This is a genomic window from Serratia sp. 201, assembly GCF_037027545.1.
GTDB classification, from domain to species: Bacteria; Pseudomonadota; Gammaproteobacteria; order Enterobacterales; family Enterobacteriaceae; genus Serratia; species Serratia bockelmannii.
Map to the genome: position 1 here is coordinate 1,177,334 of NZ_JAXCHC010000001.1, position 23,876 is coordinate 1,201,209.

Consider the following 23,876-nt stretch of genomic DNA (forward strand, 5'->3'; position numbering starts at 1 on the left):
TTTTTGCATGTTAAGACGATGATTACGCCGTCTGCGGCTGTGCCTTGCGTGCCACCAGGCGGCGCAGGGTGACGTAGAACACCGGCGTCAGGAACAGCCCGAACAGCGTGACCCCCAGCATGCCGGAGAACACCGTGATGCCGGTGACGCCGCGCACTTCGGCGCCGGCGCCGTGGCCGAGGATCAGCGGGATGGTGCCGGCGATGAAGGCGATGGAGGTCATCACAATCGGGCGCAACCGCAGGCGACAGGCTTCCAGCGCCGCTTCGACGATGCCTTTGCCCTGCATTTCCAGCTCGCGGGCGAACTCGACGATAAGAATGGCGTTCTTACAGGCCAGCCCCATCAGAACGACCAACCCGACCTGCACGAACACGTTGTTGTCGCCGCCGGTCAACCATACGCCGAACAGCGCCGACAGCATGGTCATCGGCACGATCAGGATCACCGCCAGCGGCAGCGTCCAGCTTTCATACAGCGCCGCCAGCGCGAGGAACGCCAGCAGCACCGCTACCGGGAACACCACCAGCGCGGCGTTGCCCTGGGTCGATTGCTGATAGCTCAGATCGGTCCACTGAATGTTCATGCCGTTCGGCAACAGCTTATCGGCCATCTGCGTCAGCGCACCCATCGCCTGGGTAGAGGAGAGCACGCGCGGGTCGGCATCGCCGATCAGGTCCGCCGCCGGGAAGCCGTTATAACGGATCACCGGATCCGGGCCGTAGGTGGTGCCGATGCTGACCATGCTGCCGATCGGCACCATTTCGCCCTTGTCGTTGCGGGTACGCAGGTTGGCGATGTCTTCCACGCTGTCGCGGAACTGGCCGTCGGCCTGCGCCATCACCTTCCAGGTGCGGCCATAGCGGTTGAAGTCATTGATGTAAGACGAACCGAGGTAGGTTTGCAGCGTGCTGAACAGCGCATTGAGCGGCACCCCCTGCGCCTTGGCCTTGTCGCGATCGATTTTGGCGTCCAGCTGCGGCACGTTAGCCTGATAGGAGGAGATCGGGAACCCCATGCCCGGCGTTTGCATAATGGCGCCGGACATCGTGTTGATCGCCGTCTGCAGCGCGCCGTAACCCAGTCCGCCGCGATCTTGCACGTACAGCGAATAGCCGGAACCCTGGCCGATGCCGAGGATCGGCGGCGGCATGATCGAGAAGGCGAAACCTTCCTGGATCTGCGAAATGCGCGCGTTGATCTCGGCGTTGATCTGCGCCGCGGTGCGAGTACGGGTGCTCAATGACTCCAGCGCGAAGAATACCGTGCCGGTATTCGGCGTATTGGTGAACTGCAGCGCGTTCAGGCCGGGGAAGGCCACCGCATCGGTGACGCCGTCCACGCTCATACCGATGGCGCTCATCTTGCGGATCACCGCATCGGTGCGCTCCAGCGAGGCGCCTTCCGGCATCTTCACGCCGCCAATCAGATACAGCTTGTCCTGCGTCGGGATAAAGCCGCCGGGCACGGTCTTAAACATCACCCCGGCGGCGGCCAGCAGCAGCAGGTAAACGACGAACACCGCGCCGCGTCGGCCCAGCACGCGGGACACCCCGTGCTGGTAACGCTGCGAACCGCTGGCGAAGAAGCGGTTGAACGGCCGGAACAGCCAGCCGAACAGCCGGTCGATCAGGCGCGACGGCATATCTTTCGGCGCGCCGTGCGGTTTCAGCAAGCGCGCCGCCAGCGCCGGCGACAGGGTCAGCGAGTTGATGGCGGAGATCACCGTCGAGATGGCGATGGTGACGGCGAACTGCTTGTAGAACTGGCCGGTGACGCCGGAAAGGAACGCCATCGGTACGAACACCGCGCACAGCACCACGGCGATGGCGATGATCGGGCCGGAGACCTCGCGCATCGCCTGGTGCGCCGCCGCCAGCGGCGACAGCCCCTCTTCGATATTGCGCTCGACGTTCTCCACCACCACGATGGCGTCATCCACCACAATACCGATCGCCAGCACCAGCCCGAACAGGCTGAGGGTGTTGAGCGAGAAGCCGAGCAGATACAGTGCGGCGAAGGTGCCGACCACGGAGATCGGGACCGCCAACAGCGGAATGATCGACGCGCGCCAGGTCTGCAGGAACAGAATGACCACCAGCACCACCAGGATCACCGCTTCCAGCAGGGTATCCACCACCGCGCGGATCGAATCGCGCACGAACACCGTCGGATCGTACGGCGCTTTCCAGCTCATGCCGTCCGGGAAGCGGGTTGCCAGCTCGGCCATCTTGCCGCGCACCGCGTCCGACAGCTCGATGGCGTTGGCGCCCGGCGACTGGAAGATGCCGATACCAACCGCATCCTTGTTATTGAGCTGGGCGCGCAGCGCGTAGCTGCCGGAACCCATTTCGATGCGCGCCACGTCGCGCAGCCGCACAATCTCGCCGTTGTCGCCGCTTTTGAGGATGATGTTGCCGAACTCTTCTTCGGTTTGCAGGCGGCCCTGGGCGTTGATAGACAGCAGATAGTCGCTGCGCGTCGGCATCGGTTCCGCGCCCAGCTGGCCGGCGGAGACCTGCACGTTCTGCTCCTGCATGGCGCTCACCACGTCGGAGGCGGTCAGCCCGCGCGCGGCAACCTTGTTCGGATCGAGCCAGATGCGCATCGCGTATTCACCGGCGCCGAAGATCTGCACCTGGCCGACGCCCGGCAGACGGGCCAGCTCGTCCTTGACCTTCAGGGTGGCGTAGTTGCGCAGGTAGAGCGAATCGTACTTGCCGGAAGGCGAGACCAGATGCACCACCAGCGTCAGCGCCGGAGACTGTTTCTGAGTGGTGATGCCCTGGCGGCGTACGTCTTCCGGCAGGCGCGCTTCGGCCTGCGCCACGCGGTTTTGCACCTGCACCTGCGCCTGATCGGGATCGGTGCCGGGGCGGAAGGTGACGGTGGTCACCAGCACGCCGTCGGAGCCGGCGACCGATTTCATGTACATCATGTTTTCGACGCCGTTGATCGCTTCTTCCAGCGGCGTGGCCACCGTTTCAGCGATCTCTTTCGGGTTGGCGCCCGGGTATTCTGCGCGCACCTGCACGCTGGGCGGCACCACGTCCGGGTATTCGCTGATCGGCAGCAGCGGGATGGCGATCGCCCCGGCGACAAAAATCAGTATCGACAGCACCGCGGCAAAGATCGGTCGGTCGATGAAAAAACGGGAAAAGTCCATGGGTCAGAAGTCTCGGCTGGGAGCTTAGTTAAGTGCGGAAGCGGTAGTGGTCATCGCGACGCTTTTCGCGTCGACCGGCATGCCCGGCATAAACACTTTCTGCATGCCGTCGACGATCACCCGATCGCCGTTTGCCAACCCTTTCTGCACGATGCGCAATCCTTCGGCCATGCGGCCCACGTCGATGTCGCGGCGCTGTGCCTTACCGTCTTTATCGACGATGTAAACGAACTTGCGGTTTTGGTCGGTCATCACCGCTTTATCGTCGATCAGCATGGCGTTGAACTCGGCGCTGCCGGGCATCTGCACGCGGGCGAACAGCCCCGGCGTGAAGCGACGATCGCGGTTGTCGAGCAGGGCGCGCATGCGGATGGTGCCGGTACCGGCGTTCAGTTGGTTATCGGTGAAATCCACCAGCCCCTGATGCGGGGTGCCGTCTTCACCCACCAGGCCAACTTTCACCGGCAGGCGGGCATCGTGCCGGCCCTGCTGCTGATAGCGCAGGAAGGTGGCTTCATCCACGTCGAAATAGACGTAAACCTTATCGAGCGACACCAGCGTCGTCAGCACGCTGGCGCTGTCGCCAGCGGTGACCAGGTTGCCGGCGGTGATCATCGCGCGGCTGGCGCGTCCGTCGATCGGCGCGGTGACGCGAGTAAAGTCGAGATTAAGCTGCGCCATATCGAGCTGAGCCTGCGCCGCCAGCACGTTGCTTTGCGCCTGTGCGGCGGACGAACGGCGCTGTTCCCACACCTCTTGCGAGATGGCCTGAGTGCCGATCAGTTTCTCGGTTCGCGAAGATTCGCTGCGCGCCAGGGCTGCCTGATTGCGCGCCCGCACCAGCTCGGCCTGCGCCTGTTCGCGCGCGGCGCGGTAGGTGCGATCGTCAATGGTGAACAGCACCTGGCCTTTCTTCACCTCGTCGCCTTCGGTGTAGTTGACCCGCTCGATGTAGCCGGAAACTCGCGGGCGCAGCTGTACGCTTTGCACTGCTTCGACCCGGCCATTGAACGCATCCCACTGGCTGATCGGTTTGACCACCACGCTGGCGGCGCTGACCACCGGCGGCGGTGGCGGGGCGTTGTGCGCGACGCTGTTGTCACACCCGGCGAGCAGGGCGGCCAGCAGCGCCACCCCGGAGAGCCGCTGGCCCAGAGCGAAGGCGCGCGTGCGGCCGCCGGCGTTGAACGATGAGTTTGGTTGATTTGCCATTATTTTTATTCCGATAAGTAAGCGCTGTCTGGCCCCATACCCAGCCCTGTTTTCCGGGCTTTCCCTTCATGTATGCCTGCGTTCGGCGGAAGGGGCGTTGTGCCTTGTTATGGCCCAACGTTAGGTTTTGAAACATATTGGTGTCACATTAATGTATCAATATCGGTTACATTAATTGGGTGGAGTATAGAGGCGGCTTTCTGGTAAATGCAATAATAAAAATTGCATTTAAAGCGAAACTGTTGCAACGTATGTGCATCGGGCAGAGGGGGACCCTGCCGAATGATGGGAGCATCAGCATGAACACGACGGGTTTCATTACCGATTTGAAGACGTGGATCGACAACAATCTGGAAGAAAAATTGGATATCAACACCGTAGCGGACCGCGCGGGCTACTCCAAATGGCATCTGCAGCGCATGTTCAAGCGCCAGACCGGCTACGCGCTGGGGGAGTATATCCGCATGCAAAAACTGAAAGTGTCGGCGGAGCGTTTGGCCAACAGCGGCGAACCGATTGTCAGCGTGGCGATCTCGCTCGGCTTCGACTCACAGCAGTCGTTCAACCGCAGCTTCAAGCGCCAGTTCGGCCAAACGCCGGGCGACTGGCGCCGTGCGTTGGCGCAGCCAACGTCGGTGAGATGCACGCACCACTGATCGGTTGGGCAGTGGGGATAAAAAAGCCTGAATTTGCGTTCGGGCTTTTTTGTCTTTACCTGTGGGGGATTCAAAAGTTGTCGCAACTGCCTGACTTTGCCACCGTGTCGCTGTCGCGGCAGAATATACGAATCGCCTCGTTGAGAGAGTTTGAACGTGAAGGCGTCCAGTAGTTCTCAATGACCAGGTAGCGAACGGTGTGCTGGCGGGTGTGGAGACCCAGGACGTTAAATACGCTTTCAATAGCGGCAAGCACAGGGTTTGACGAGTCGATTTCATAGCGAATGTCGACGATGGCTGCCTCCGGTGCCATCCAGGTGCGATTGGAAAGCGGCGGCACGCGAAACTTGAATGAGGAGTTCGCGGATAAGCGCTGGCCATCAAGCTCTTTAAATTCTGCGGCAGGAACATAACTCTGGTTACCGCCCGGCAAGGTGATCTGCCCTTTTTCGTCGCGGGTGGCATAGACATCCTCGGTGACTTTGTAGATCACTTGCTGGACGTCGGGGGGAATGATGCGAAAGGAGGCTACGGTACGATCCGAAGGCGTGTCATTCGTCAGTTGGAACTCATACGCTCTTCCGACAGGTTGAACGAAAGCTAATGAAACGCTGCCGGCGAAGTACTGATAGGTGGCGCCCAATATTGCCATGAGAATCCCTGAGCCTACCAAAAATGCTGATACTTTCGCCAAACGGTTATTCGATTTTTCTTTAACGGGGCCTGTCTTTGGCCGCGGGGCATTGCCTTTCTTCTTACGCGCCACGTTTCTCCCTTGCATTACGCATTGGCCTACCTTTATGAGGGCATTATGGTCGACAGCTTATGCCGCTGTCGAGGGGGCGCTCTCTGGCCGGTGCGCTATGCATACAAAAAAGCCTGAACTTTCGCTCAGGCTTTCTCGTTAGAATATGGCGGTGAGGGAGGGATTCGTACCGTCACTTTTGTATATCGCGGCACGAATATAACCTGTATATTCAATAAGTTATGCACTAATAGTCGACTATAAAAATATCGAAATTGATCCAAGCTATTGCCATGAGTTTTCTACATCACTTATAAAGAGAAATTTTGAAATGTCAAGAATATACATATGCTTTCCGACTATCGGAACCATGTTGTCGTTTCTTCTGAATGACAAATCGATTCACGCCCCTGTGAACTCCTGCTTTGTGGTAACGCCCGGTTAACAGGTGAGCAACAGAATACCAAAGCCGCCGCATACCACCTTAAACACTAAAACCAACGCACAGTAGAAATGCCACAAGTTGCGAATCCACCCTGAACAGCTTGTTAGGCAATTTCCAAATACTTAGGCATGGTCATTTTTTGGTCTTTTTCAAAATTCAACGTTCCATATTCAATTGGAAGACCACAGAAATTTGCGAGCTCTTCGTACCAAACTTGCTTCTGTTTACGAATGAGAATTTTCGTTGGTATTGGCTTAGATTCGATACCCTTCTCACTTATAATACATTGAGATGGAAGTGTCAGCTGATTTTGTGTCTTTAATAAGTGAAACAAAATATACCTAATATCTTTTACTGATTCATATAGCATTTTAATGACTTCTATTGACGTGATTTTTTGCACAACACCACGGTCACCAAATAACACAATTAGAATCCTATCTTGTAATGTGACTGCTAATGCTCGATATGGGGCTGGCACATGCACAAAGAAAAATCCCTTATCATTATCTACTTTTTTGTTAATTACAAAAACCGAGCCAAACGGTGATGGATTAACAGTCTTCGAGTCAGATGACAGTAAAGTAAACAAGCTATAAATTACGCTTGAATCAATGTCTACCATTTCTTTGGGAATGACTGTACCTTTATCAGGATTAGAGCGTTCAATTGGTAGTGTAGTATCTTTATATGACAGCGCAAAACTTAATTTTAATGCCCAAAGATAGTAATCCATTGGCGAAGCAGTGTTTTCTCGAATTCTTTTCTCAAGACTGCTAAATATTTCTGAGTTACAAGTATGGCACGCGGGGACAACAGCCTGGTTATACCTTATCGATGTGCCATTTGATAATCTCAATTTTTGATTATTTAGATTGAAATACTTTTGAAGCCATCTTGGAACAATGTGTTCCTTTGATAGCTTATTGTGTAGTTTTCCACATAAAATACATTGTTTCATCGAACTTATTTCCTATCTATAAGCGCTTATTGCCTAACGCCGCGCTCTATGGCAAAATTGGAGTGTAGTGAAAAATTTTTCCGACAGCGACGCCTTGTTATACGTCACTTTAACTCCCCTCTCTAACTATCTGATGCAGCCTAAAGCGGACGTTCACTAGAGCCTGCTTTCAAGCAAGACAGCAGAATATCTAATTTCATCGTTGGCATCTTTCATAGCAATTTCCAGCCACTTCCTTAACATCTCATTTGAAACGTGATTTGTATGTAAGATATTAAAAGCTGCATACCTTAATTTTGAATTTTCATGGTTGATCATCTCACATATAGAGTCTATTTGCTGGGGACTGAAAGGCGTGTTTTTTTTGATGGTCTTAGACAGATAAATTGGGTCTATGGTTTCATCAATGGTAGCGCTAATAAGTTTTTCGCGCAGTGACGTATCTACCTCTATACGAGAGATTAGGTGATTTTCAGCAACATCCCTTACATCTCTCCGTGGGTCCGATAGATATCCCATGAGGTCATTATTAGAAGGCTGTTTCATTTTGAAAAGAGTCGTGAGCAGTTCTCCCCGTGGACTGTCAGGTACTACTCCCCCTCCAGTAGGGTATGGTTCCTCATTATCGACCCAAAACGTGTAAGCTTCTATTAAAGTTTTGTACAAGTGTTCATTTTCAGCGGCAGAAAACTTCCCAGCTAGTTTTGCGGCTTCTATTGCAGTTATTGGTCCGGACTTAAAAAGTCCTTTAGATACAGCATCCATTACATTTTGGTCTAGGGTGATGATAACATTTGCTAATGGAGCATATAAAAACTGGCATCCGGGGATCAATTTATCCTTTAGACGGTTCAGGATAGCTGCTCTAATCTCATCATTGTCATCTAAATATGGAATCATACAAGACGTAATCAAGAGGGTATTATATTCGCCATTTTTAAGCAGCCTTTTAATAAGGCTAATTAAGTCCTCCTTATTATGAAGTTTCAGTAATAAGTTGCCTGCAAGCCATGCTATCCAACGCCTGCCGCAGTACATAGCTTTCTCTATTTTCTCACTATCCAAACCAAAGTTCCGTACTGAGTCCCAATCTGGCTCAATATCTATGTGCACAGTTCGATCAAAAAGTGCCATTTGAGAATTAAAACTATCACTTGATGATATTTTTTCTAACAATTTAACAGCGTCAAGATGTAATCCTGTTTGTGAGATTCCGCTAGCTAGCGTTACACCTTTAAATACTTCTCTTATGGGATCGTGAAATGACTTACCTGGCCAGTGAAGAACATCGGAAAATTCGGCACTTTCATAATTTGATGCTGACAAGAATGCACTTAATTTTAATAATGGCTCGTTGTTATTTGAATTCCCCCCTCCAGTAAAAGAAGGAATGATTAACGTGTTACATAGGCCTTTAGCTGCTTCAATATCTCTCTTTATGAATTCGCGACTATTAAATCCATCTGGAAACGCATTGTAGTCGAACCTGTAAAGTTCCTTGGAAATATCTAAATGCCCAACGCTCCTAAAAAAGTGCTCGAGATCCTGAATAAGACTCATGCTCTGTTGGCTATTATTTAATATGGTAGAGGAGAAAATTTCTTTAGCCTTTGCTAGACAACAGTTATGAAATATATGCTTAACAGCACTCTTAACAAACGCATTATTAACCTTAGTTGAGCCATTACTACCTAACACCAATGAAGCTGACAGTGATGATGAAAGACTGCTTCCGCGGGTTCGGTTATAGTAGTCGATAAAAAACTCTATTAGGACTCCTGTCTCTGTATAGGTTTCAGCAATAAGAGAGATCGTGATGCATGATAACTTTGTCCAGTACTGATTGCTGTTAATGTATTGATCAGTATGCTTTGTTATTTCCAAAGGGAAGTTGTTACAAGCGATTATTAGCTTTGATGCATATTCATAGGCATCTTCTTTGTCTAATGAGATAACTCTATTTACAGCCTCTTTGAATGCCGCGTCTCTAATGTTCTCACTGGGCGGATGTTCAGCTGACACAGTGATTTCAATAAGCATATCGAGAGAATTATTTTTGTTCTCGTAGTGCTTATTGAGAAGGATGTTGGCTATAGAATCTGTTATTCCTAATGATCCTGCGAAAATCAAAACTTCCTCGACAGAAGGCCTATATTCCAAACTGGAAATTTCTTCGAGCAATACATCTTCTGATAGGCTGGCAAGGTATCTTCCAGCGGCATACTCCATAAAAGTTTTATGTATGAAAGTATATAGAGAACCTTTTGAATGATGTATTTTTTCAATCATCCCTCTTTCTTCCCAATAGATTGCGCATGTTTCACATATGGAAAGTGCTTTAAGCTGAGGGCAATCAAGTTCTTTTTTAATCTTTATTGATACATTATTAATTATAACAGTTAAACTAGCCGTTGGATGCTTGATTAGCTGCCAGCCAAGATACCCAATGAAATAGTCTTGTACTGCGGAAGAGATATCTGCGTCAATCTTTCTGTTGGATGGCGAGCCTTCAATGAGTTTAAACAAGTTCTTATAGAGCTCTGTTTTAGTTTTTCCTAAGGATATTTTTTGGGTAGCTAAACTAACAGTTAACCCCATCAGCAGAGGGCTTCTAATAATTGCTTTACTATATTTGCTTTTTTCTAATTCAGATTTAAGGAATTTTCTCGTATTATCGAGTTTTTCTTGTTCAGTTCTATATAAGTTGCATATAAGCAATTCAATATTATTTTGTGCCTCCTTCTCTTCCAATGGAAGCATTTCGTAATGACGCCACTTTTTAAGCAGTGTTGTTTGATAGCCGACTGGTCTGGTGGTGATTATTGCTCTGATTGATGGAAAACTAGAGGTATAATTTACGATAGACTGACAAATCGATTCTTGGTGGTGGCCACACTCATCTAAACCATCAAATAATAGAACCCAGTCTTTAAAATTAGAAGCTATAGCTTCTTTGGCAGTAACCCCTGCTGTGTCCAAGCCAAGACTAAATATACTTTCTTCAAAACTAGCCCCAGTTTGAATCATTCTTGCTACTAGCAGCGGAAGCCGAACAATAATTGAAGGGCGATTTTTGCTATTGTAAGTTCGAAATAGCTTTTTGAGTAATGTTGTTTTACCCATGCCAGGACCTGCAACAATTACACAGCGGCGAAAATACAAACCTATTGTTGTAGGGTTGACATCAATAGCATCACGATATGACGCTTTTCTCTCCCATTCATGGTAACTATTTAATGCTCCTTCTATATCTTCGACTTCTTCAGTATTATTCTCTTGAACAATTATTTTAATGGGAATCCATGAGTCGTCAATTAACAATGGTTGATCAATTCCAAATATCGAGAATTGACTGTATGAAGATTTAGACCAAGCTATAACTTTGTTGATAAATGGAATAGGTGAACGATTGGAGATGTGATTTGATAGAGTTACACTATTGCTCGTTAGTATTTGGAGGAGGTCTGAACAATCTCGCCTTCCTCTCAACTCAATAATTCTAGTAGCATCTTCGTAAAGGCTGGACCAAGCGTTTTCTATTGCTTCACTAGTTGAACATATTGTAGCTAGCTTGGCTTTGGCTAATTCAATATACGATCTGTCAGATATCAATGCATTTGACACTACTATCCGTATTTTTTTGCACACATTTGCATGGGGTAGTTGATATTCATCTAGTTTCGATAAAAAGTCGACAGTAATAGCTTTTAGGTTATCTGACCGACCTTGGCCAACCCTGATAATGTCTTTGGATAGATCTGATTTAATGCTATTACTGCTCTCAGGACAGACAACTAAAATGCCATAATCTAACTTTTCTTCATTTATGGCTGTAGCGAGCTCGATTAGGGGCTCCCAAAGTCGTTTGGATTTGTTCAAGCCTTTTTTAACTTGAGCTTCGGCCCTAACGCCATCAGCGAACTCCAGAGCTATGTCATCTCCAGCCAGCCCTGTCTCAGCTGCTAAGGCGATAGGAACATCATTAATGAGCCCACCAAGCCAATTCAAAGGTGAACCGTCAAGTATATGAGAATAAACAATTGCCGATGTTGCCGCCTGAAAATTTATGCCTCCAGCCGTTGCACTTCCACCAGATTGGTTTTTCTTTGCTTGTTCTGACAATGGTCTTCCTCACAAGAATTTATTTTTCCGCTAATTACAGTATTAGTTCTAAGCGTTTCAATTAAAGGCCAGCTTTGGCTCGACAATGCATACTCGAATGATACCGTATAACAATGGTTAGATAGAAGGCGGTACTAATCCAATAGCAAAGCCTTCCGTATAGCTCCGCTCAGCCCTGACAGTCGCCACAAAGAATAAAATTAAACCAAAACATTACCAGTCTGCCTCTGATACTTGAACGTATTTGCTTGACCTCTTCTATTTACTCTACCATTACCACTGAAAAACAATGTTGGTGTCAGTCATGGCACCGCGAACCCCCGACTGCGTGGACAGGTCTGGACAGTGATGCGTTTACATCACTACACATCCGTACTGAAAAGTCCTACTTGTACTGGATCCGCAATTTCATACGTTTTCATCAACTGCGGTATCCGCAGGAACTCGGTTCTGTTGAGGTCAATGCTTTTCTCACACGGCTTGCCGCCTAACGAAAATGTGTTGCCGATTGGCAACCAAGAAATTAGTACAGCCACCATGTTGAGTAACGGGTAGCCACTCACTTATCTATCTCATCAGGCAAGGCTACCGCCCCTGAGTTACAGCCCTCAGTTCGCTGCTGTTCACCAACCTGATGTCACGAATCGCTCCCATGATGCTTCCCTGAGAGATGGATTGTCGTTTGGTTATCTTAAGGGAGTAGATCGAGACATGGAAAGAGGAAATTGATAAAAATATGAGTAGGCTCAATCAATTAGTGAGCAACTGCTGTGTTAAACCGGCGATTTGGTTAGCAGAGTATGCAGACATTCCCTCACCCTCTGCTACAGGGAGAGGGAATAGATAAGGGAGCATGTTCGGGCTCCCTTTAGTGCAAATGGAAGTACGGGTAGCGAAGGGCAAGCCACGGCCACGTAATGAGTTAGGCTGCGGGAGATGAGTGTAGTAGGTGCTGGAGGCATTTTTACTCAGATACATGATTGTTCCACCCAGTTGATCCAACGAGAAATCACGTAAGTCTAAAATGAAAAAAACAATTTAAATTCAAAAGATTGAATTTTTCTGTGAGGGAGGGATTGATTCGCTGCGCTCACCCTGCGGGCCGCCGTTGGCGGTCCAAAACGCAGGCGTTTTGTCGAACCCTGTCGATGATTCTCACCCTCCCGGTCAGTGCGCCATGCATACAAAAAAGCCTGAACGTGAGTTCAGGCTTCTTCGTAGAATATGGCGGTGAGGGAGGGATAGATTCGCTGCGCTCACCCTGCGGGCCGCCGTTGGCGGTCCAAAACGCAAGCGTTTTGTCGAACCCTGTCGAGGGTTCTCACCCTCCCGGTCGGTGCGTTATGCAAACAAAAAAGCCTGAACTTTCGCTCAGGCTTTCTCGTTAGAATATGGCGGTGAGGGAGGGATTCGAACCCTCGATACACTTTCGCGTATACACACTTTCCAGGCGTGCTCCTTCAGCCACTCGGACACCTCACCATATTTTTTTGTTGCGAAATCATCGCTGCAACGGGGCGCTACTATAGGGAGTGGGGCCGATCCGGTCAAGAATAATTTCTGTGTTTTTGTTCGTCCGCTCAAGCCGTGCGCACTTTGCTGAAAACTGCGGCGAACGGCAGGGCAGATGTCATGAAAGGGTGAGAAAATCAGAAGTAGGGCTCGTGGATAACCGGCGGAAATGGGGATCATGATCGCAGAGGCTGGGGAGATGCGCAGTGCACCATGCAAAAAAAAGCCTGGACGCGAATCCAGGCTTTCTCTTTGAATTTTGCGGTGAGAGAGGGCTTGATTCGCTGCGCTCACCCTGCGGGCCGCCGTTGGCGGTCCAAAACGCGGGCGTTTTGTCGAACCCTGTCGAGGCTTCTCACCCCTCTCGGCGGTGAGCCATGCAAAAAAAGCCTGGACGCGAATCCAGGCTTTCTCTTTAAATTTGGCGGTGAGAGAGGGGTTCGAACCCTCGATACACTTTCGCGTATACACACTTTCCAGGCGTGCTCCTTCAGCCACTCAGACACCTCACCGTTTTGTTGTCGATAACGCTTTGCGCTGTCGACGGGCGCTAATGTAGGAGAATCTGATCTCAGCGTCAACCCTCTTATTTCATTCTCATGACTGTTTAGCCAAACTTGCAGCAATTTGCTGATTTACCGAACGATATTCCCACTCGTGGCCACACGTGGGCAGGGTAGACCGCAGTCGGAATCCATAAAAGACGATTGTTTGACCTTTTTCTGTACAGGTAGCTCAATATATCGCCACTGACGTTAGGTTGTCTGCTGTTATATGCATTAATACTGGATTATTAGTCAGATGTGTCGCTAAATGGAATTGTGTCGGCGCGGCGTTTTTGGCAAGGAACATCACAACGCCGCGCAGATTGCCGGGTGACAGGCCGGCGATATCGCAGACAGGGACAGACTCATTACATAATAATGCAGTAGAGGTTCGTTTTGACTCCTTCAGATGCCATGCCGGCGCCGCAAGCGCGCCATGCCATTCCCCCCGGTGCGGGGGCGCTGTTCTTCATCCAGATCTTCGCCACGCTGGGTTTCGCCGTACTCTATTCCACGCTGGTGCTGTACGCCACCAAGCGGCTGGGCTTCAACGAAAGCAGCGCCAACGCCATGATGGGCGTGTTCGGCGCCTTCAACTATGGCCTGCACATGTTCGGCGGCTATCTCGGCGGCCGTTTCCTCAGCAACCGCAACCTGTTCGTGCTCGGCATGGTGCTGCAGGTGATCGGCTGCGCGCTGATTGCCGTCGCGGGCGTGTGGGGGCTGTACTGGGGGCTGGCGATGTTCCTGACCGGCAGCGGCCTTAACGTGACCTGCATTAATATGATGCTGACTCAGCGTTTCAAGCCGGACGATGATCGGCGCGAATCGGCCTTCCTGTGGAACTACGCCGGCATGAACCTCGGGTTCTTCGTCGGCTTTACCGTCGCCGGTTATTTCCAACTGACGGAAAACTACCGCGCGCTGTTCCTGTTTGCCACGCTGGGCAACGCGGCGGCGATTATCGTCGCCGTCTGCCGTTGGCGCATTCTGGCCGATCTCAATACGCCGCTGCACGATGCCAGCCGCAGCCAATACCGTTGGCGCATGCTGGTCGGGCTGGCGGTGTTGGTAGCGCTGGTGCCGATCATCCGTGTGATGCTGACCCACGCCGAGTTCAGCGGCCATTTCGTGATTGTGCTCGGCGCGCTGATCTTCCTGATGCTGTGCGTCGTGACGCTGCGCCACCATCCGCGCGATGAGCGCCGCAGAATGGCGGCTTATCTGATCCTGGCGCTGGGCTCGCTGGTGTTCTGGGCGCTGTACCAGCTGGCGCCGATGGGGCTGATGCTGTTCTCCGAGCACAACATCAATCTGAACGTTTACGGCATTCAGGTGGCGCCGCAGTGGATCCAGAACATCAACACGCTGGTGATCGTGGTGGGCGGCCCGCTGCTGGCCTGGTGGTTCAATCGCCTGCGCGCTCGCGGTTGCAACATCGACATTCCGCTGCAGTTCTCCGGATCGCTGTTCTGTATCGGGCTCGGCATGCTGGTGCTGCCGCTGGGCATCAGCATGGCGGGCGGCGACGGGCTGGTGGCGTTTAAATGGATCGTCATCAGCTATGTGCTGCAAAGCGTTGGCGAATTGATGATCTCGCCGATCGGTTACGCGATGATCGGCAAGCTGGCGCCGCCGCGCTATCAGGGCGTGATGATGGGCTGCTGGATGATGGTGACCGGCGTCGCTTCGGTGTTGGCGGGCTACGTCTCCGGCCTGATGCCGGAAAACAGCGGCAACACGCCGCTGCAAACCAATCCCGGCTACAGCGAAATCTTCAGCGCGCTGGGCTGGGGGGCGACGGGCGTCGGCGTGGCGATGCTGATTCTCATTCCGCTGCTGCGGCGCCTTATCCGGCGCGACGGCCCGTCTGCCGCCTGATTGGCGAGTATGCGCAACAGCCCCACTGGTCGGGGCTGTTTTTATTTTGGGCTTTAACGCTTGCATCCGGCGGCGAATCGCGGAAGGCTGGAGGAAAACCAATAAAAACAAACGGGAGCCCGCAGTATGAACATCATTTATTACCACCCCTTGTTTAACGCCCAGGAATGGCTGGCCGGCATCAAGCAACGCCTACCGCAGGCCGAGATCCGCGAGTGGCAGCGCGGCGACGAGCGGCCAGCCGATTACGCGCTGGTGTGGCGCCCGCCGCACGAAATGCTGGCCAACCGCCGCGATCTGAAAGCGGTGTTCGCCCTCGGCGCCGGCGTCGATGCCATTCTTGATCAGGAGCGCAAACACCCCGGCACGCTGCCCGCCGGCGTGCCGCTGCTGCGGCTGGAGGATACCGGCATGGCGCAGCAGATGCAGGAATATGCGCTGAGCTATGTACTGCGCTATTTCCGCCGTTTCGACGAGTATCAGGCGCTGCAGCAGCGGCAGGAATGGCAGCCGCTCGATCCTCACTCGCTGGATGATTTCACCATCGGCATCCTCGGCGCCGGCGTGCTGGGGCAGAGCGTGGCGCGCAAGCTGACCGAGTTTGGCTTTCGCGTGCGCTGCTGGAGCCGCAGCGCCAAACAGATCGACGGCGTGCAAAGTTTCGCCGGGGAGGCGCAGCGCGCGGCCTTCCTCGACGGCGTCAAACTGCTGATCAACCTGCTGCCCAATACGCCGGAGACCGTCGGCATCCTCAACCGCGAGCTGTTCGCGCAGTTGAGCACGGGCGCCTACCTCATCAACATCGCGCGCGGCGCGCATCTGGTGGAAGCCGATTTGCTGGCGGCGCTCGAGCAGGGGCAGCTGGCCGCCACCACGCTGGACGTGTTCGCTCGCGAGCCGTTGCCGCAGGATCACCCGTTCTGGCGTCATCCGCGTGTCACCATAACCCCGCATATTGCTGCCATCACGTTGCCGCAGCAGGCGATGGATCAGATCGCCGCCAACATCCGCGCGCTGGAGGCGGGGCACACCCCGGCCGGCGTGGTCGACAGGCAGCGGGGTTACTGATCCTTCAGCCGCCGTTCGGTAACTGATAAGCTGTTATCGTCATCGCGCCTGCCCGTACCTTTGCGGGCGGGCCCTCTGGAAGGAGAAACAATGTACCCCGTTGATTTGCACATGCACACCGTCGCCAGCACCCACGCTTACAGCACGCTGCACGATTACATCGCCGAAGCCCAGCAGAAGGGCATCAAGCTGTTCGCCATCACCGATCACGGCCCGGACATGGCCGATGCGCCGCACTACTGGCACTTTATGAACATGCACGTCTGGCCGCGCCGGGTGAACGGCGTGGGCATCTTGCGCGGTATCGAAGCCAACATCAAAAACCTACAGGGCGACATCGACTGCACCGGCCCGATGTTGACCGCCACCGACGTGATCATCGCCGGTTTCCACGAGCCGGTGTTTGCGCCGCAGGATAAAGCGTCCAATACTGAAGCGATGATCGCCGCGATGGCGCAGGGGGACGTGCATATCATCAGCCACCCCGGCAACCCACGTTATCCGATCGACATTCCCGCCGTCGCGGCGGCGGCGGCCAAATACGAGGTGGCGCTGGAGCTGAATAACTCGTCGTTCACCCACTCCCGCAAGGGCAGCGAGGCCAACTGTCGGGCGATCGCCGCCGCCGTGCGCGATGCCGGCGGTTGGTTGGCGCTGGGTTCGGATTCGCACGTTGCCTTTTCGCTGGGCAACTTTGAGCACTGCGAGCGCATCATCGACGAGGTGGGCTTCCCGCAGGAGCGCATTCTCAACGTCAGCCCGCGCCGGCTGCTGGATTTTCTCGAACGGCGCGGCAAGCCGGCGATTGCGGAATTGGCCGATTTGTGACATCGTCCCGGCAAAATTTTCCGTATTGAATAAGGCTTTATCATGAATGAGTTTTCGATTGTCTGCCGCGTGCTGGGTACGCTGTTCTACCGCCAGCCGCAGGATCCGCTGCTGGTGCCGCTGTTTGCGCTGATCAAAGAGGGCAAGCTGCAGCAGCACTGGCCGCTGGAGCAGGATGACCTGCTGAAGCGCCTGCAGCAGGGCTGCGATGTCAACCAACTGGCGACCGACTTCAACGCGATGTTCGTCGGCAGCGAGTGCAGCGTGTCGCCGTTCCGCTCCGACTACGTCGAAGGCGCCAGCGAAGCGGAAGTGCGCACCTTCTTGCAGCAGCGCGGCATGCCGCTGGCGGAGGCACCGGCCGACCATTTCGGCCAGCTGTTGCTGGCGGCGTCCTGGCTGGAAGATCAGTCGCAGGAAGATGAAGCACAGGCGCAGATCGCGCTGTTCGACGAGTTCCTGTTGCCGTGGTGCGGCCGTTTCCTCGGTAAAGTGGAAGCGCACGCCACCACCGGTTTCTACCGCACGCTGGCGCTGATGACTCGTGACGCCATCCAGGCGATGCGCGACGAGCTGGCGGAGTACGAGCAGGACGACGAAGCGGGCGACGAAGAGGCGTAACGCCGCAGCCATCCAGGCGGGCCGCCCGGCCCGCTAAACACAGGTTTGCATCCCCCAGACGTAAATTGACAAAAGATCCCCTAATCTGGCGGTTTACCGTCGGTTCGGCCGCGCCTGCGCGCCGCGTTTTTTCACGCAAGGGGTAGATGATGAAAAGTAACTGGATGCAACAGATTCAAACGTTGATCGGGCAGAAGGCCGGCGCGATGGGCGGGGCGGAAGGCATCGGCAAGCTGCTGGCGCCCACGGCGCTGGGCGGCCTGGTCGGCGTGCTGTTGGCCAACAAGTCCTCGCGCAAGCTGGTGGGCAAGTTCGGCAAGAATGCGCTGATTATCGGTGGCAGCGCGGCGGTGGGCGCAGTGCTGTGGAACAAGTACAAACAGCGGGTGAAAGAGACCCATCAGGACGAACCGCAGTTCGGTTTGCAAACCACGCCGGTGGATCTGCGCGCCAAACGCCTGGTGCAGGCGCTGGTGTTTGCCGCCAAGAGCGACGGCCATATCGATGCCGACGAGCAGCGTGCCATCGATCACAGCCTGGCGCAGTTGCAGGTGGGGGAAGAGGCGCAGGGTTGGGTACAGGAAGCGCTCGATCAGCCGCTCAACCCGGCATTGATCGCCCGCAGCGTGCAAAACGAAGACGAGGCGCTGGAGGTTTATTACCTGAGCTGTCTGGTGATCGACGTCGATCATTTTATGGAGCGCGGCTATCTCGATGCGTTGGCACAGGCGCTGAAGATCCCGGCGGACGTCAAGCAGGGCATCGAGAGCGACGTCAACGAGAAAAAGCGCGAGCTGGCGTAGCGCCGCTTGGCAAGCCGGGGGGAATCGTGTCACTCTTGCCGCAATCTATGTAAGCGGATGATTTAGCAATGATGACCCCACCGAAAGCGGAAAAACGTCCTTATCCCATCACTATCCACGGCGACACGCGCGTGGATGACTACTACTGGCTGCGCGACGACGAGCGCGCAGACCGCCAGGTGCTGGACTACCTGCAGGCGGAGAACGCCTATACCGATGCGATGCTGAAGCCACAGCAGGCGCTGCGTGAAACCCTGTACGAAGAGATGGTGGCGCGTATTCCGCAGCAGGAACATTCGGTGCCTTACGTGCGCCATGGCTATCGCTATCAGACGCGCTACGAGCCGGGCAACGAATACGCGATTTCCGTGCGCCAGCCGCAGGCCGAGAGTGAGCACTGGGAGGTGCTTATTGACGGCAACCAGCGCGCCGAGAATCACGAGTTTTATACCCTGGGCGGGCTGGACGTCAGCCCCGACAACCAGCGGCTGGGGGTGGCGGAGGATTTCCTGTCGCGCCGCCAGTATGACATTCGCTTCAAGAGCCTGGCCGACGGCAGCTGGGCGGACGAAGTGCTGGAAAACACCTCCGGCAGCTTCGAGTGGGCCAACGACTCCTCGACGGTCTACTACGTGCGCAAGCACGCCAAGACGCTGTTGCCGTATCAGGTCTATCGTCACGTGGTGGGCAGCGATCCGCAGCAGGATGAGCTGATTTACGAAGAGCGGGACGATACCTTTTACGTCGGGCTGGAGAAGACCACCTCCGAGCGCTTTATCCTGATCCACCTGAGCAGCACCACCACCTCGGAGATCCTGCTGCTGGATGCCGATCGCGCGGACGCCAAGCCGCAGCTGTTCGTGCCGCGCCGCAAGGATCACGAGTACGCCATCGATCACTATCACCAGCATTTCTATATCCGCTCCAACAAGGACGGCAAGAACTTCGGCCTGTACCAAAGCGAACAGGCGGATGAAGCGCAGTGGCAGACGCTGATCGCCCCGCGCGGCGACGTGATGCTGGAGGGCTTCAGCCTGTTCCGTGATTGGTTGGTGGTCGAAGAGCGCAATGCCGGCCTGACGCTGCTACGCCAGATCCATTGGCAAAGCGGCGAAGAGAAGCGCATCGCCTTCGACGATCCGACTTACACCACCTGGCTGGCGTATAACCCGGATCCGGAGACCGCGCTGCTGCGCTACGGCTATTCGTCGATGACCACCCCGACCACGCTGTACGAGCTGAACATGGACAGCGGCGAGCGGACGATGCTCAAACAGCAGGAAGTGAAGAACTTCACGCCAGAAAACTACCGCAGCGAGCGGGTGTGGGTGAAGGCGCGCGACGGCGTCGAAGTGCCGGTCTCGCTGGTGTATCGCCAGGACAGCTTCCAGCGCGGCACCAACCCGCTGATGGTGTATGGCTACGGATCTTACGGCAGCAGTATGGATCCGGCGTTCAGCGCCAGCCGCCTGAGCCTGCTGGATCGCGGTGTCGTGTTCGCGCTGGCGCACATTCGCGGCGGCGGTGAGCTGGGGCAGCTGTGGTATGAAGACGGTAAACTGTTCAACAAGCAGAACACCTTCAACGATTTTATCGACGTGACCGAAACGCTGATCGCCCAGGGGTACGGCGACGGTAAGCGGGTGTTCGCGATGGGCGGCAGCGCCGGCGGTCTGCTGATGGGCGCGGTGATCAACCAGGCGCCGCAGTTGTTCCACGGCGTGGTGGCGCAGGTGCCGTTCGTCGACGTGGTGACCACCATGCTGGATGAGTCCATCCCACTGACCACCGGCGAATACGACGAGTGGGGCAACCCGAACGAGCAGGCCTATTACGACTACATCAAACAGTACAGCCCGTACGATCAGGTGAAGGCGCAGGAGTACCCGCATCTGCTGGTGACCACCGGTCTGCACGATTCGCAGGTGCAGTATTGGGAGCCGGCCAAGTGGGTGGCCAAGCTGCGCGAGCTGAAAACCGACGATCGGCAGCTGCTGCTGTATACCGACATGGATGCCGGCCACGGCGGCAAATCCGGCCGCTTCAAGGCCTATGAGGATATTGCGTTAGAGTACGCCTTCATTCTGGCGCTGGCGGAATAATAGCGTTCGGCGGGCGGCCTGCGCCGCCCGCCGTGTTAGCCAATCAGATAGTATTTCAGCGTGTGCTTCATGTCCGGGCTCAAATCGTCGATGGATTTCAGCATCCAGCGCAGATAGCCAGGATCTTCCTGGGCGATGCGATCAATCTCCTGCCCGCGATACTTGCCGAACTTGAACTTCTTCAGCAGCACCGGCTGTTCGGTGATCTGCACCATTTGCTCCGGCGTCCAGCCCGAATCCTTGATGATGCGTTGCAGCAGCGCGGCGGTGACGTAGCAGTCATATAGCGCGCGGTGCGGGTACAGCGTGGCGTCTGCCGGCAGCTGCACGTCCAGATTCAGCGCGTAGCGCAGATACTGGTTGCCGTACTTGATGTCCGGATACAACGTGCGCGCCAGCTTGAGGGTGCAGATCCAGGCGCCGTTCATCTCCGGCAACACCCCGCGATCAAAGGCGGCGTTGTGCGCCACATAGTAGGGGCTGCCCTGATAGCGGCCGATCGCCACCGCAATGCGCGGTTTGTCTTCCACCATCTGTTCGGTGATGTGATGAATCGCCATCGCGTCGAGGCTGATGGGGCGGTCCGGGCTGACCAGATCGCTCATCGGGTTGGTCAATTGGCCGTCGAGCAGATCGAGGGAGGCCACTTCCACCACGCCGCCGTCCAGCCCGCAGGTCTCGGTATCTATTACGCGTAACGTCATGCTTTCCTCCGCGTTGCCGTCAGGCTTCAGCTTAACCGGCACAGGCGGCCGTGCCAACCGTCGCGGGTCTTGTCGGCGATGACAAGACCAGGGGCGTCATCCGGTGCGGCAACCAAAAGCGCTCCCGTTTCATCCCAGATGGCGCTGCGGCCTGCCGGGATCCAGCCACCGGTTGGCGCTGCATGGTTGGCCATCAGCGTGACCATGCCATAACGCCGGGCATAGCCTGCCAGCGTGGCGCTGTCTTTCGCGTAACCGGCTTCAGATATCAGTACGCCGGCGGCATAAATGTGCGCACCCGCCCGTGCGGCAGCGCTTGCGTGGCCAGGTTCCGAAGTGTCGGCGCAGATGGCCAGCGCGATGTGTTGCCGATGCAGCTCCAGCAACGGGCCGCCCTCACCGGGCGAGAAGAATTGCTGTTCCGCGCCGTGCAGATGTTGCTTGGTATAGGCGGCCACCGCGCCGTTGGGGGGAAAGATCAAGGCGGCGATATGCAGCGCCTGGCCGCTGCGCAAGGGCGCGCCGACGATGATCGTCATCTGATGCGATTGCGCCGCCGCAGCGAGCGGTTGCAGACGCGGATCGCCCAGCGTCAGCGCCAGTTCGGCAGCATCGGCCAGCTCATAGCCGCTTAGCGACAGTTCGGGAAAAACCAGCAGTTGCACCTGCTGTTCGGCTGCCTGCGCGACAAATTCAAGGTGACGTTCAAGGTTGCAGGCGATATTGGCCGCAGCGGCGGGGTATTGGGCTGCGGCGAGGGTAAAGCAGGGCATTGGCCATCTCTCCAGTGAGGCAATAAAAAACCCGCCTTGGCGGGTTTAATGACGGATGGAAGGACGCTTACTCACCAGACGGATGCGCTTTTTTGGCGCGTTTCTCCGCACGTTTCTCGGCTGGGGTTTTCAACGGCTTCTTCTTCGCATTTTTTTTGCTATCCATTCCCTTACTCATGATGGCCTCTCGTTACCTATGATTGGGTGGCTTGCTCAGCCATTAACCGCCTAAAGCCGGCAGGATGCAAGCGACAAAGTGCCAGTTGTGTTTAACCTATTGTTTATGCATAAAATTTTGTTTTTAGGTGACCGGGTGTTAAAAATAAATATTATGTTATAATATTACACTTTTGGTGTTGGGAGAGCGCAATGACAGTGATGACATTACCGGATGCGCAGCAACTGCTGGCCATGCCGGATTCGGATTATATGAACTCGGTTCAACGGGCGTTTTTCCGCCAGCTGCTGCAGGATGAGCGGCAAAAGCTGCTGCTGCACATCGATGAGCTGAAAAAAGAGATCGACAGCGGCGAAGCGACGGGCGATGAAGCCGACAAGGCGGCGCGTGAAGAAGATCTGCGCCTGTTGTTCCGCCAGTTGGATCGTGAAAGCCGCCTGCTGCCGAAAATCGATGCGGCGCTGGCGCGGTTGCAGAACGGCGAATACGGCTACTGCCGGGAAACCGGCGAACCCATCGGGCTGGCGCGTCTGTTGCTGCGCCCGACGGCGGAGCTGAGCATCGAGGCGAAAACCGCACAGGAGATGCGCGAGCCGCATATGCGTAAAGGCGGGTAAGGTTTCAGCCGCCGAGCGTATCCACCAAGAGATCGAGAAAGCGCCTGACGCGGGGTTCCAGCAGGCGCTTATTCGGATAGAGCGCCACAATCCTGATTTCTTCACCCTCCACGGCGCGCAGCACCTGCTGCAGACGACCGGCGGCCAAATCCTCCGCAATCATAAACTCCGGCAGATACGCGATGCCCAACCCGGCCAAGGCCGCATCGTGCAGCGCTTCTCCGCTGTCCAGCCGCAGGCGGCCGCGAACTGGGGCCTTGACCCATTCGCCGCGCTCGTCACGCAGCCGCCAGGGCTGTTTTTGGTTGCGGCTGCTGAACAGCAGAGCCTCGTGCCCGGCGAGCGACTCGACGGTATGCGGTTCGCCACGGGCGGCGAGGTAGGCGGGGGAGGCGCACAGCAGGGCGCGATACCTGGCGAGGGTTCTGGACACCAGCCGGGTATCCGGCGCCGTGACGCCGATCCGTACTGCCAAATCAAATCCTTCTTCCACGACATCCGCCAGGCGATCGGAAAAACTGATCTCCACCTGCACCTCAGGCCAGGCGACGAGAAATTTCGGCACCAGCGGCAACAGGATCCGTCTGCCGAAGGCGGAAGGGGCGGTCAACCGCAGCACTCCGCGTGCGGTGCCCTTGTCGCCGGCCACGCTGGCCTCGGCATCGTCGACCGAAGCGAGGATCTGCAGGCCACGTCGATAAAACTCTCGTCCCTCGTCGGTCAGGCCAAGCGAACGCGTGGTGCGATGCAACAGCCGCACGCTCAGCCGCTGCTCCAGACGCGCGATGGCCTTGCCCGCCGCCGAACGCGATAGCCCCATCGTCTGTCCGCCGGCGACAAAACTGCCGGCGTCGACGACGGCCATGAAAACCTGAATGTCATTGAGATTCGCCCGTAGCATGCTGCCCTCCGAGAACCGGTGAAAAGACAATAAATT

General features: G+C 55.1%; 17 protein-coding genes, 2 tRNA genes and 3 other RNA genes. 9 read left to right on the forward strand and 13 right to left on the reverse strand.

Translation table 11 applies throughout. The features are described 5' to 3' along the window. Positions 1 to 22: 22 nt before the first annotated feature. Together sdeB and sdeA are read right to left on the reverse strand one after the other, a co-directional pair. A complete protein-coding gene (gene sdeB, locus WA302_RS06095; RefSeq protein ID WP_043141659.1) occupies positions 23 to 3,166 on the reverse strand; it encodes a multidrug efflux RND transporter permease subunit SdeB in 3,144 nt (1,047 codons plus the stop codon). A gap of 24 nt (positions 3,167 to 3,190) precedes the next feature. Then, complete coding sequence (sdeA, locus tag WA302_RS06100; protein WP_167325018.1) at positions 3,191 to 4,378, reverse strand: multidrug efflux RND transporter periplasmic adaptor subunit SdeA; 1,188 nt, start codon at positions 4,376 to 4,378, stop codon at positions 3,191 to 3,193. 299 nt (positions 4,379 to 4,677) lie between these two features. On the opposite strand from sdeA, the gene WA302_RS06105 reads away from it, so the two are divergent. Beyond that, positions 4,678 to 5,034: a helix-turn-helix domain-containing protein gene (locus WA302_RS06105; RefSeq protein ID WP_025302436.1), complete on the forward strand. Its 357-nt coding sequence runs from the start codon at positions 4,678 to 4,680 to the stop codon at positions 5,032 to 5,034. Between the two features lie 70 nt (positions 5,035 to 5,104). On the opposite strand, the gene WA302_RS06110 is transcribed toward WA302_RS06105, so the two are convergent. The 3 genes from WA302_RS06110 to WA302_RS06120 form a co-directional block, all read right to left on the reverse strand. After that, positions 5,105 to 5,800 (reverse strand): hypothetical protein, encoded by a 696-nt coding sequence (locus WA302_RS06110; RefSeq protein WP_127146234.1) that lies wholly within the window; start codon positions 5,798 to 5,800, stop codon positions 5,105 to 5,107. A gap of 527 nt (positions 5,801 to 6,327) precedes the next feature. After that, positions 6,328 to 7,185: a hypothetical protein gene (locus WA302_RS06115; RefSeq protein WP_145957793.1), complete on the reverse strand. Its 858-nt coding sequence runs from the start codon at positions 7,183 to 7,185 to the stop codon at positions 6,328 to 6,330. A 156-nt stretch (positions 7,186 to 7,341) separates the two neighbouring features. Next, the gene (locus WA302_RS06120) at positions 7,342 to 11,307 is read right to left on the reverse strand and encodes an NACHT domain-containing protein (protein ID WP_145957794.1); all 3,966 of its coding nucleotides are present in this window, start codon (positions 11,305 to 11,307) and stop codon (positions 7,342 to 7,344) included. Positions 11,308 to 11,555: 248 nt separating this feature from the next. Here WA302_RS06120 and WA302_RS25310 point away from each other — a divergent pair, with 248 nt between their 5' ends. Then, complete coding sequence (locus WA302_RS25310) at positions 11,556 to 11,798, forward strand: phage integrase N-terminal SAM-like domain-containing protein (RefSeq protein WP_394852824.1); 243 nt, start codon at positions 11,556 to 11,558, stop codon at positions 11,796 to 11,798. Positions 11,799 to 12,366: 568 nt separating this feature from the next. Here WA302_RS25310 and WA302_RS06125 read toward each other — a convergent pair. The 5 genes from WA302_RS06125 to WA302_RS06140 form a co-directional block, all read right to left on the reverse strand. After that, a non-coding RNA gene (locus WA302_RS06125) (RtT sRNA) lies at positions 12,367 to 12,486 on the reverse strand. Positions 12,487 to 12,532: 46 nt separating this feature from the next. Further along, a non-coding RNA gene (locus WA302_RS06130) (RtT sRNA) lies at positions 12,533 to 12,652 on the reverse strand. Between the two features lie 47 nt (positions 12,653 to 12,699). Then, positions 12,700 to 12,789: transfer RNA gene (locus tag WA302_RS06135), tRNA-Ser, on the reverse strand. 289 nt (positions 12,790 to 13,078) lie between these two features. Next, positions 13,079 to 13,199, reverse strand: a non-coding RNA gene (locus tag WA302_RS25315) — RtT sRNA. Positions 13,200 to 13,241: 42 nt separating this feature from the next. Then, positions 13,242 to 13,331, reverse strand: a tRNA-Ser gene (locus WA302_RS06140). A 447-nt stretch (positions 13,332 to 13,778) separates the two neighbouring features. Between WA302_RS06140 and WA302_RS06145 the strand changes: the two genes are divergently transcribed. From WA302_RS06145 to WA302_RS06170, 6 genes are all read left to right on the forward strand, one after another. Beyond that, complete coding sequence (locus WA302_RS06145; RefSeq protein WP_049203463.1) at positions 13,779 to 15,245, forward strand: peptide MFS transporter; 1,467 nt, start codon at positions 13,779 to 13,781, stop codon at positions 15,243 to 15,245. A 126-nt stretch (positions 15,246 to 15,371) separates the two neighbouring features. Next, on the forward strand, positions 15,372 to 16,313 hold the full coding sequence (ghrA, locus tag WA302_RS06150) for a glyoxylate/hydroxypyruvate reductase GhrA (RefSeq protein WP_049209419.1): 942 nt from the start codon (positions 15,372 to 15,374) through the stop codon (positions 16,311 to 16,313). Positions 16,314 to 16,403: 90 nt separating this feature from the next. After that, entirely contained in the window at positions 16,404 to 17,141 is a 738-nt protein-coding gene (locus WA302_RS06155; RefSeq protein WP_025302439.1) for a phosphatase, read from the forward strand. A 42-nt stretch (positions 17,142 to 17,183) separates the two neighbouring features. Next, positions 17,184 to 17,762: a TorD/DmsD family molecular chaperone gene (locus WA302_RS06160; protein ID WP_019455786.1), complete on the forward strand. Its 579-nt coding sequence runs from the start codon at positions 17,184 to 17,186 to the stop codon at positions 17,760 to 17,762. Between the two features lie 149 nt (positions 17,763 to 17,911). Then, positions 17,912 to 18,565, forward strand: a complete 654-nt coding sequence (locus tag WA302_RS06165; protein WP_033642711.1) for a tellurite resistance TerB family protein — start codon at positions 17,912 to 17,914, stop codon at positions 18,563 to 18,565. A 68-nt stretch (positions 18,566 to 18,633) separates the two neighbouring features. Continuing rightward, on the forward strand, positions 18,634 to 20,667 hold the full coding sequence (locus tag WA302_RS06170) for a S9 family peptidase (RefSeq protein WP_043141636.1): 2,034 nt from the start codon (positions 18,634 to 18,636) through the stop codon (positions 20,665 to 20,667). 35 nt (positions 20,668 to 20,702) lie between these two features. On the opposite strand, the gene exoX is transcribed toward WA302_RS06170, so the two are convergent. Together exoX and WA302_RS06180 are read right to left on the reverse strand one after the other, a co-directional pair. Continuing rightward, on the reverse strand, positions 20,703 to 21,371 hold the full coding sequence (exoX, locus tag WA302_RS06175; RefSeq protein WP_025302442.1) for an exodeoxyribonuclease X: 669 nt from the start codon (positions 21,369 to 21,371) through the stop codon (positions 20,703 to 20,705). Positions 21,372 to 21,397: 26 nt separating this feature from the next. After that, entirely contained in the window at positions 21,398 to 22,144 is a 747-nt protein-coding gene (locus tag WA302_RS06180; protein ID WP_089195766.1) for a carbon-nitrogen hydrolase family protein, read from the reverse strand. A 369-nt stretch (positions 22,145 to 22,513) separates the two neighbouring features. Between WA302_RS06180 and dksA the strand changes: the two genes are divergently transcribed. Further along, a complete protein-coding gene (gene dksA, locus WA302_RS06185) occupies positions 22,514 to 22,939 on the forward strand; it encodes an RNA polymerase-binding protein DksA (protein ID WP_025302444.1) in 426 nt (141 codons plus the stop codon). A 4-nt stretch (positions 22,940 to 22,943) separates the two neighbouring features. Here the strand turns inward: dksA and WA302_RS06190 are convergent, their stop codons facing one another. Continuing rightward, positions 22,944 to 23,840 (reverse strand): LysR family transcriptional regulator, encoded by an 897-nt coding sequence (locus WA302_RS06190; RefSeq protein ID WP_164062623.1) that lies wholly within the window; start codon positions 23,838 to 23,840, stop codon positions 22,944 to 22,946. Positions 23,841 to 23,876: the final 36 nt, after the last annotated feature.

Bases quoted from the DNA above. Each gene is read 5' to 3' on its own strand.
- sdeB (WP_043141659.1), bottom strand. From the start codon at position 3,166: ATGGACTTTTCCCGTTTTTTCATCGACCGACCGATCTTTGCCGCGGTG.
- sdeA (WP_167325018.1), bottom strand. From the start codon at position 4,378: ATGGCAAATCAACCAAACTCATCGTTCAACGCCGGCGGCCGCACGCGC.
- WA302_RS06105 (WP_025302436.1), top strand. From the start codon at position 4,678: ATGAACACGACGGGTTTCATTACCGATTTGAAGACGTGGATCGACAAC.
- WA302_RS06115 (WP_145957793.1), bottom strand. From the start codon at position 7,185: ATGAAACAATGTATTTTATGTGGAAAACTACACAATAAGCTATCAAAG.
- WA302_RS06145 (WP_049203463.1), top strand. From the start codon at position 13,779: ATGCCGGCGCCGCAAGCGCGCCATGCCATTCCCCCCGGTGCGGGGGCG.
- ghrA (WP_049209419.1), top strand. From the start codon at position 15,372: ATGAACATCATTTATTACCACCCCTTGTTTAACGCCCAGGAATGGCTG.
- WA302_RS06155 (WP_025302439.1), top strand. From the start codon at position 16,404: ATGTACCCCGTTGATTTGCACATGCACACCGTCGCCAGCACCCACGCT.
- WA302_RS06160 (WP_019455786.1), top strand. From the start codon at position 17,184: ATGAATGAGTTTTCGATTGTCTGCCGCGTGCTGGGTACGCTGTTCTAC.
- WA302_RS06165 (WP_033642711.1), top strand. From the start codon at position 17,912: ATGAAAAGTAACTGGATGCAACAGATTCAAACGTTGATCGGGCAGAAG.
- WA302_RS06170 (WP_043141636.1), top strand. From the start codon at position 18,634: ATGATGACCCCACCGAAAGCGGAAAAACGTCCTTATCCCATCACTATC.
- exoX (WP_025302442.1), bottom strand. From the start codon at position 21,371: ATGACGTTACGCGTAATAGATACCGAGACCTGCGGGCTGGACGGCGGC.
- WA302_RS06180 (WP_089195766.1), bottom strand. From the start codon at position 22,144: ATGCCCTGCTTTACCCTCGCCGCAGCCCAATACCCCGCCGCTGCGGCC.
- dksA (WP_025302444.1), top strand. From the start codon at position 22,514: ATGACAGTGATGACATTACCGGATGCGCAGCAACTGCTGGCCATGCCG.
- WA302_RS06190 (WP_164062623.1), bottom strand. From the start codon at position 23,840: ATGCTACGGGCGAATCTCAATGACATTCAGGTTTTCATGGCCGTCGTC.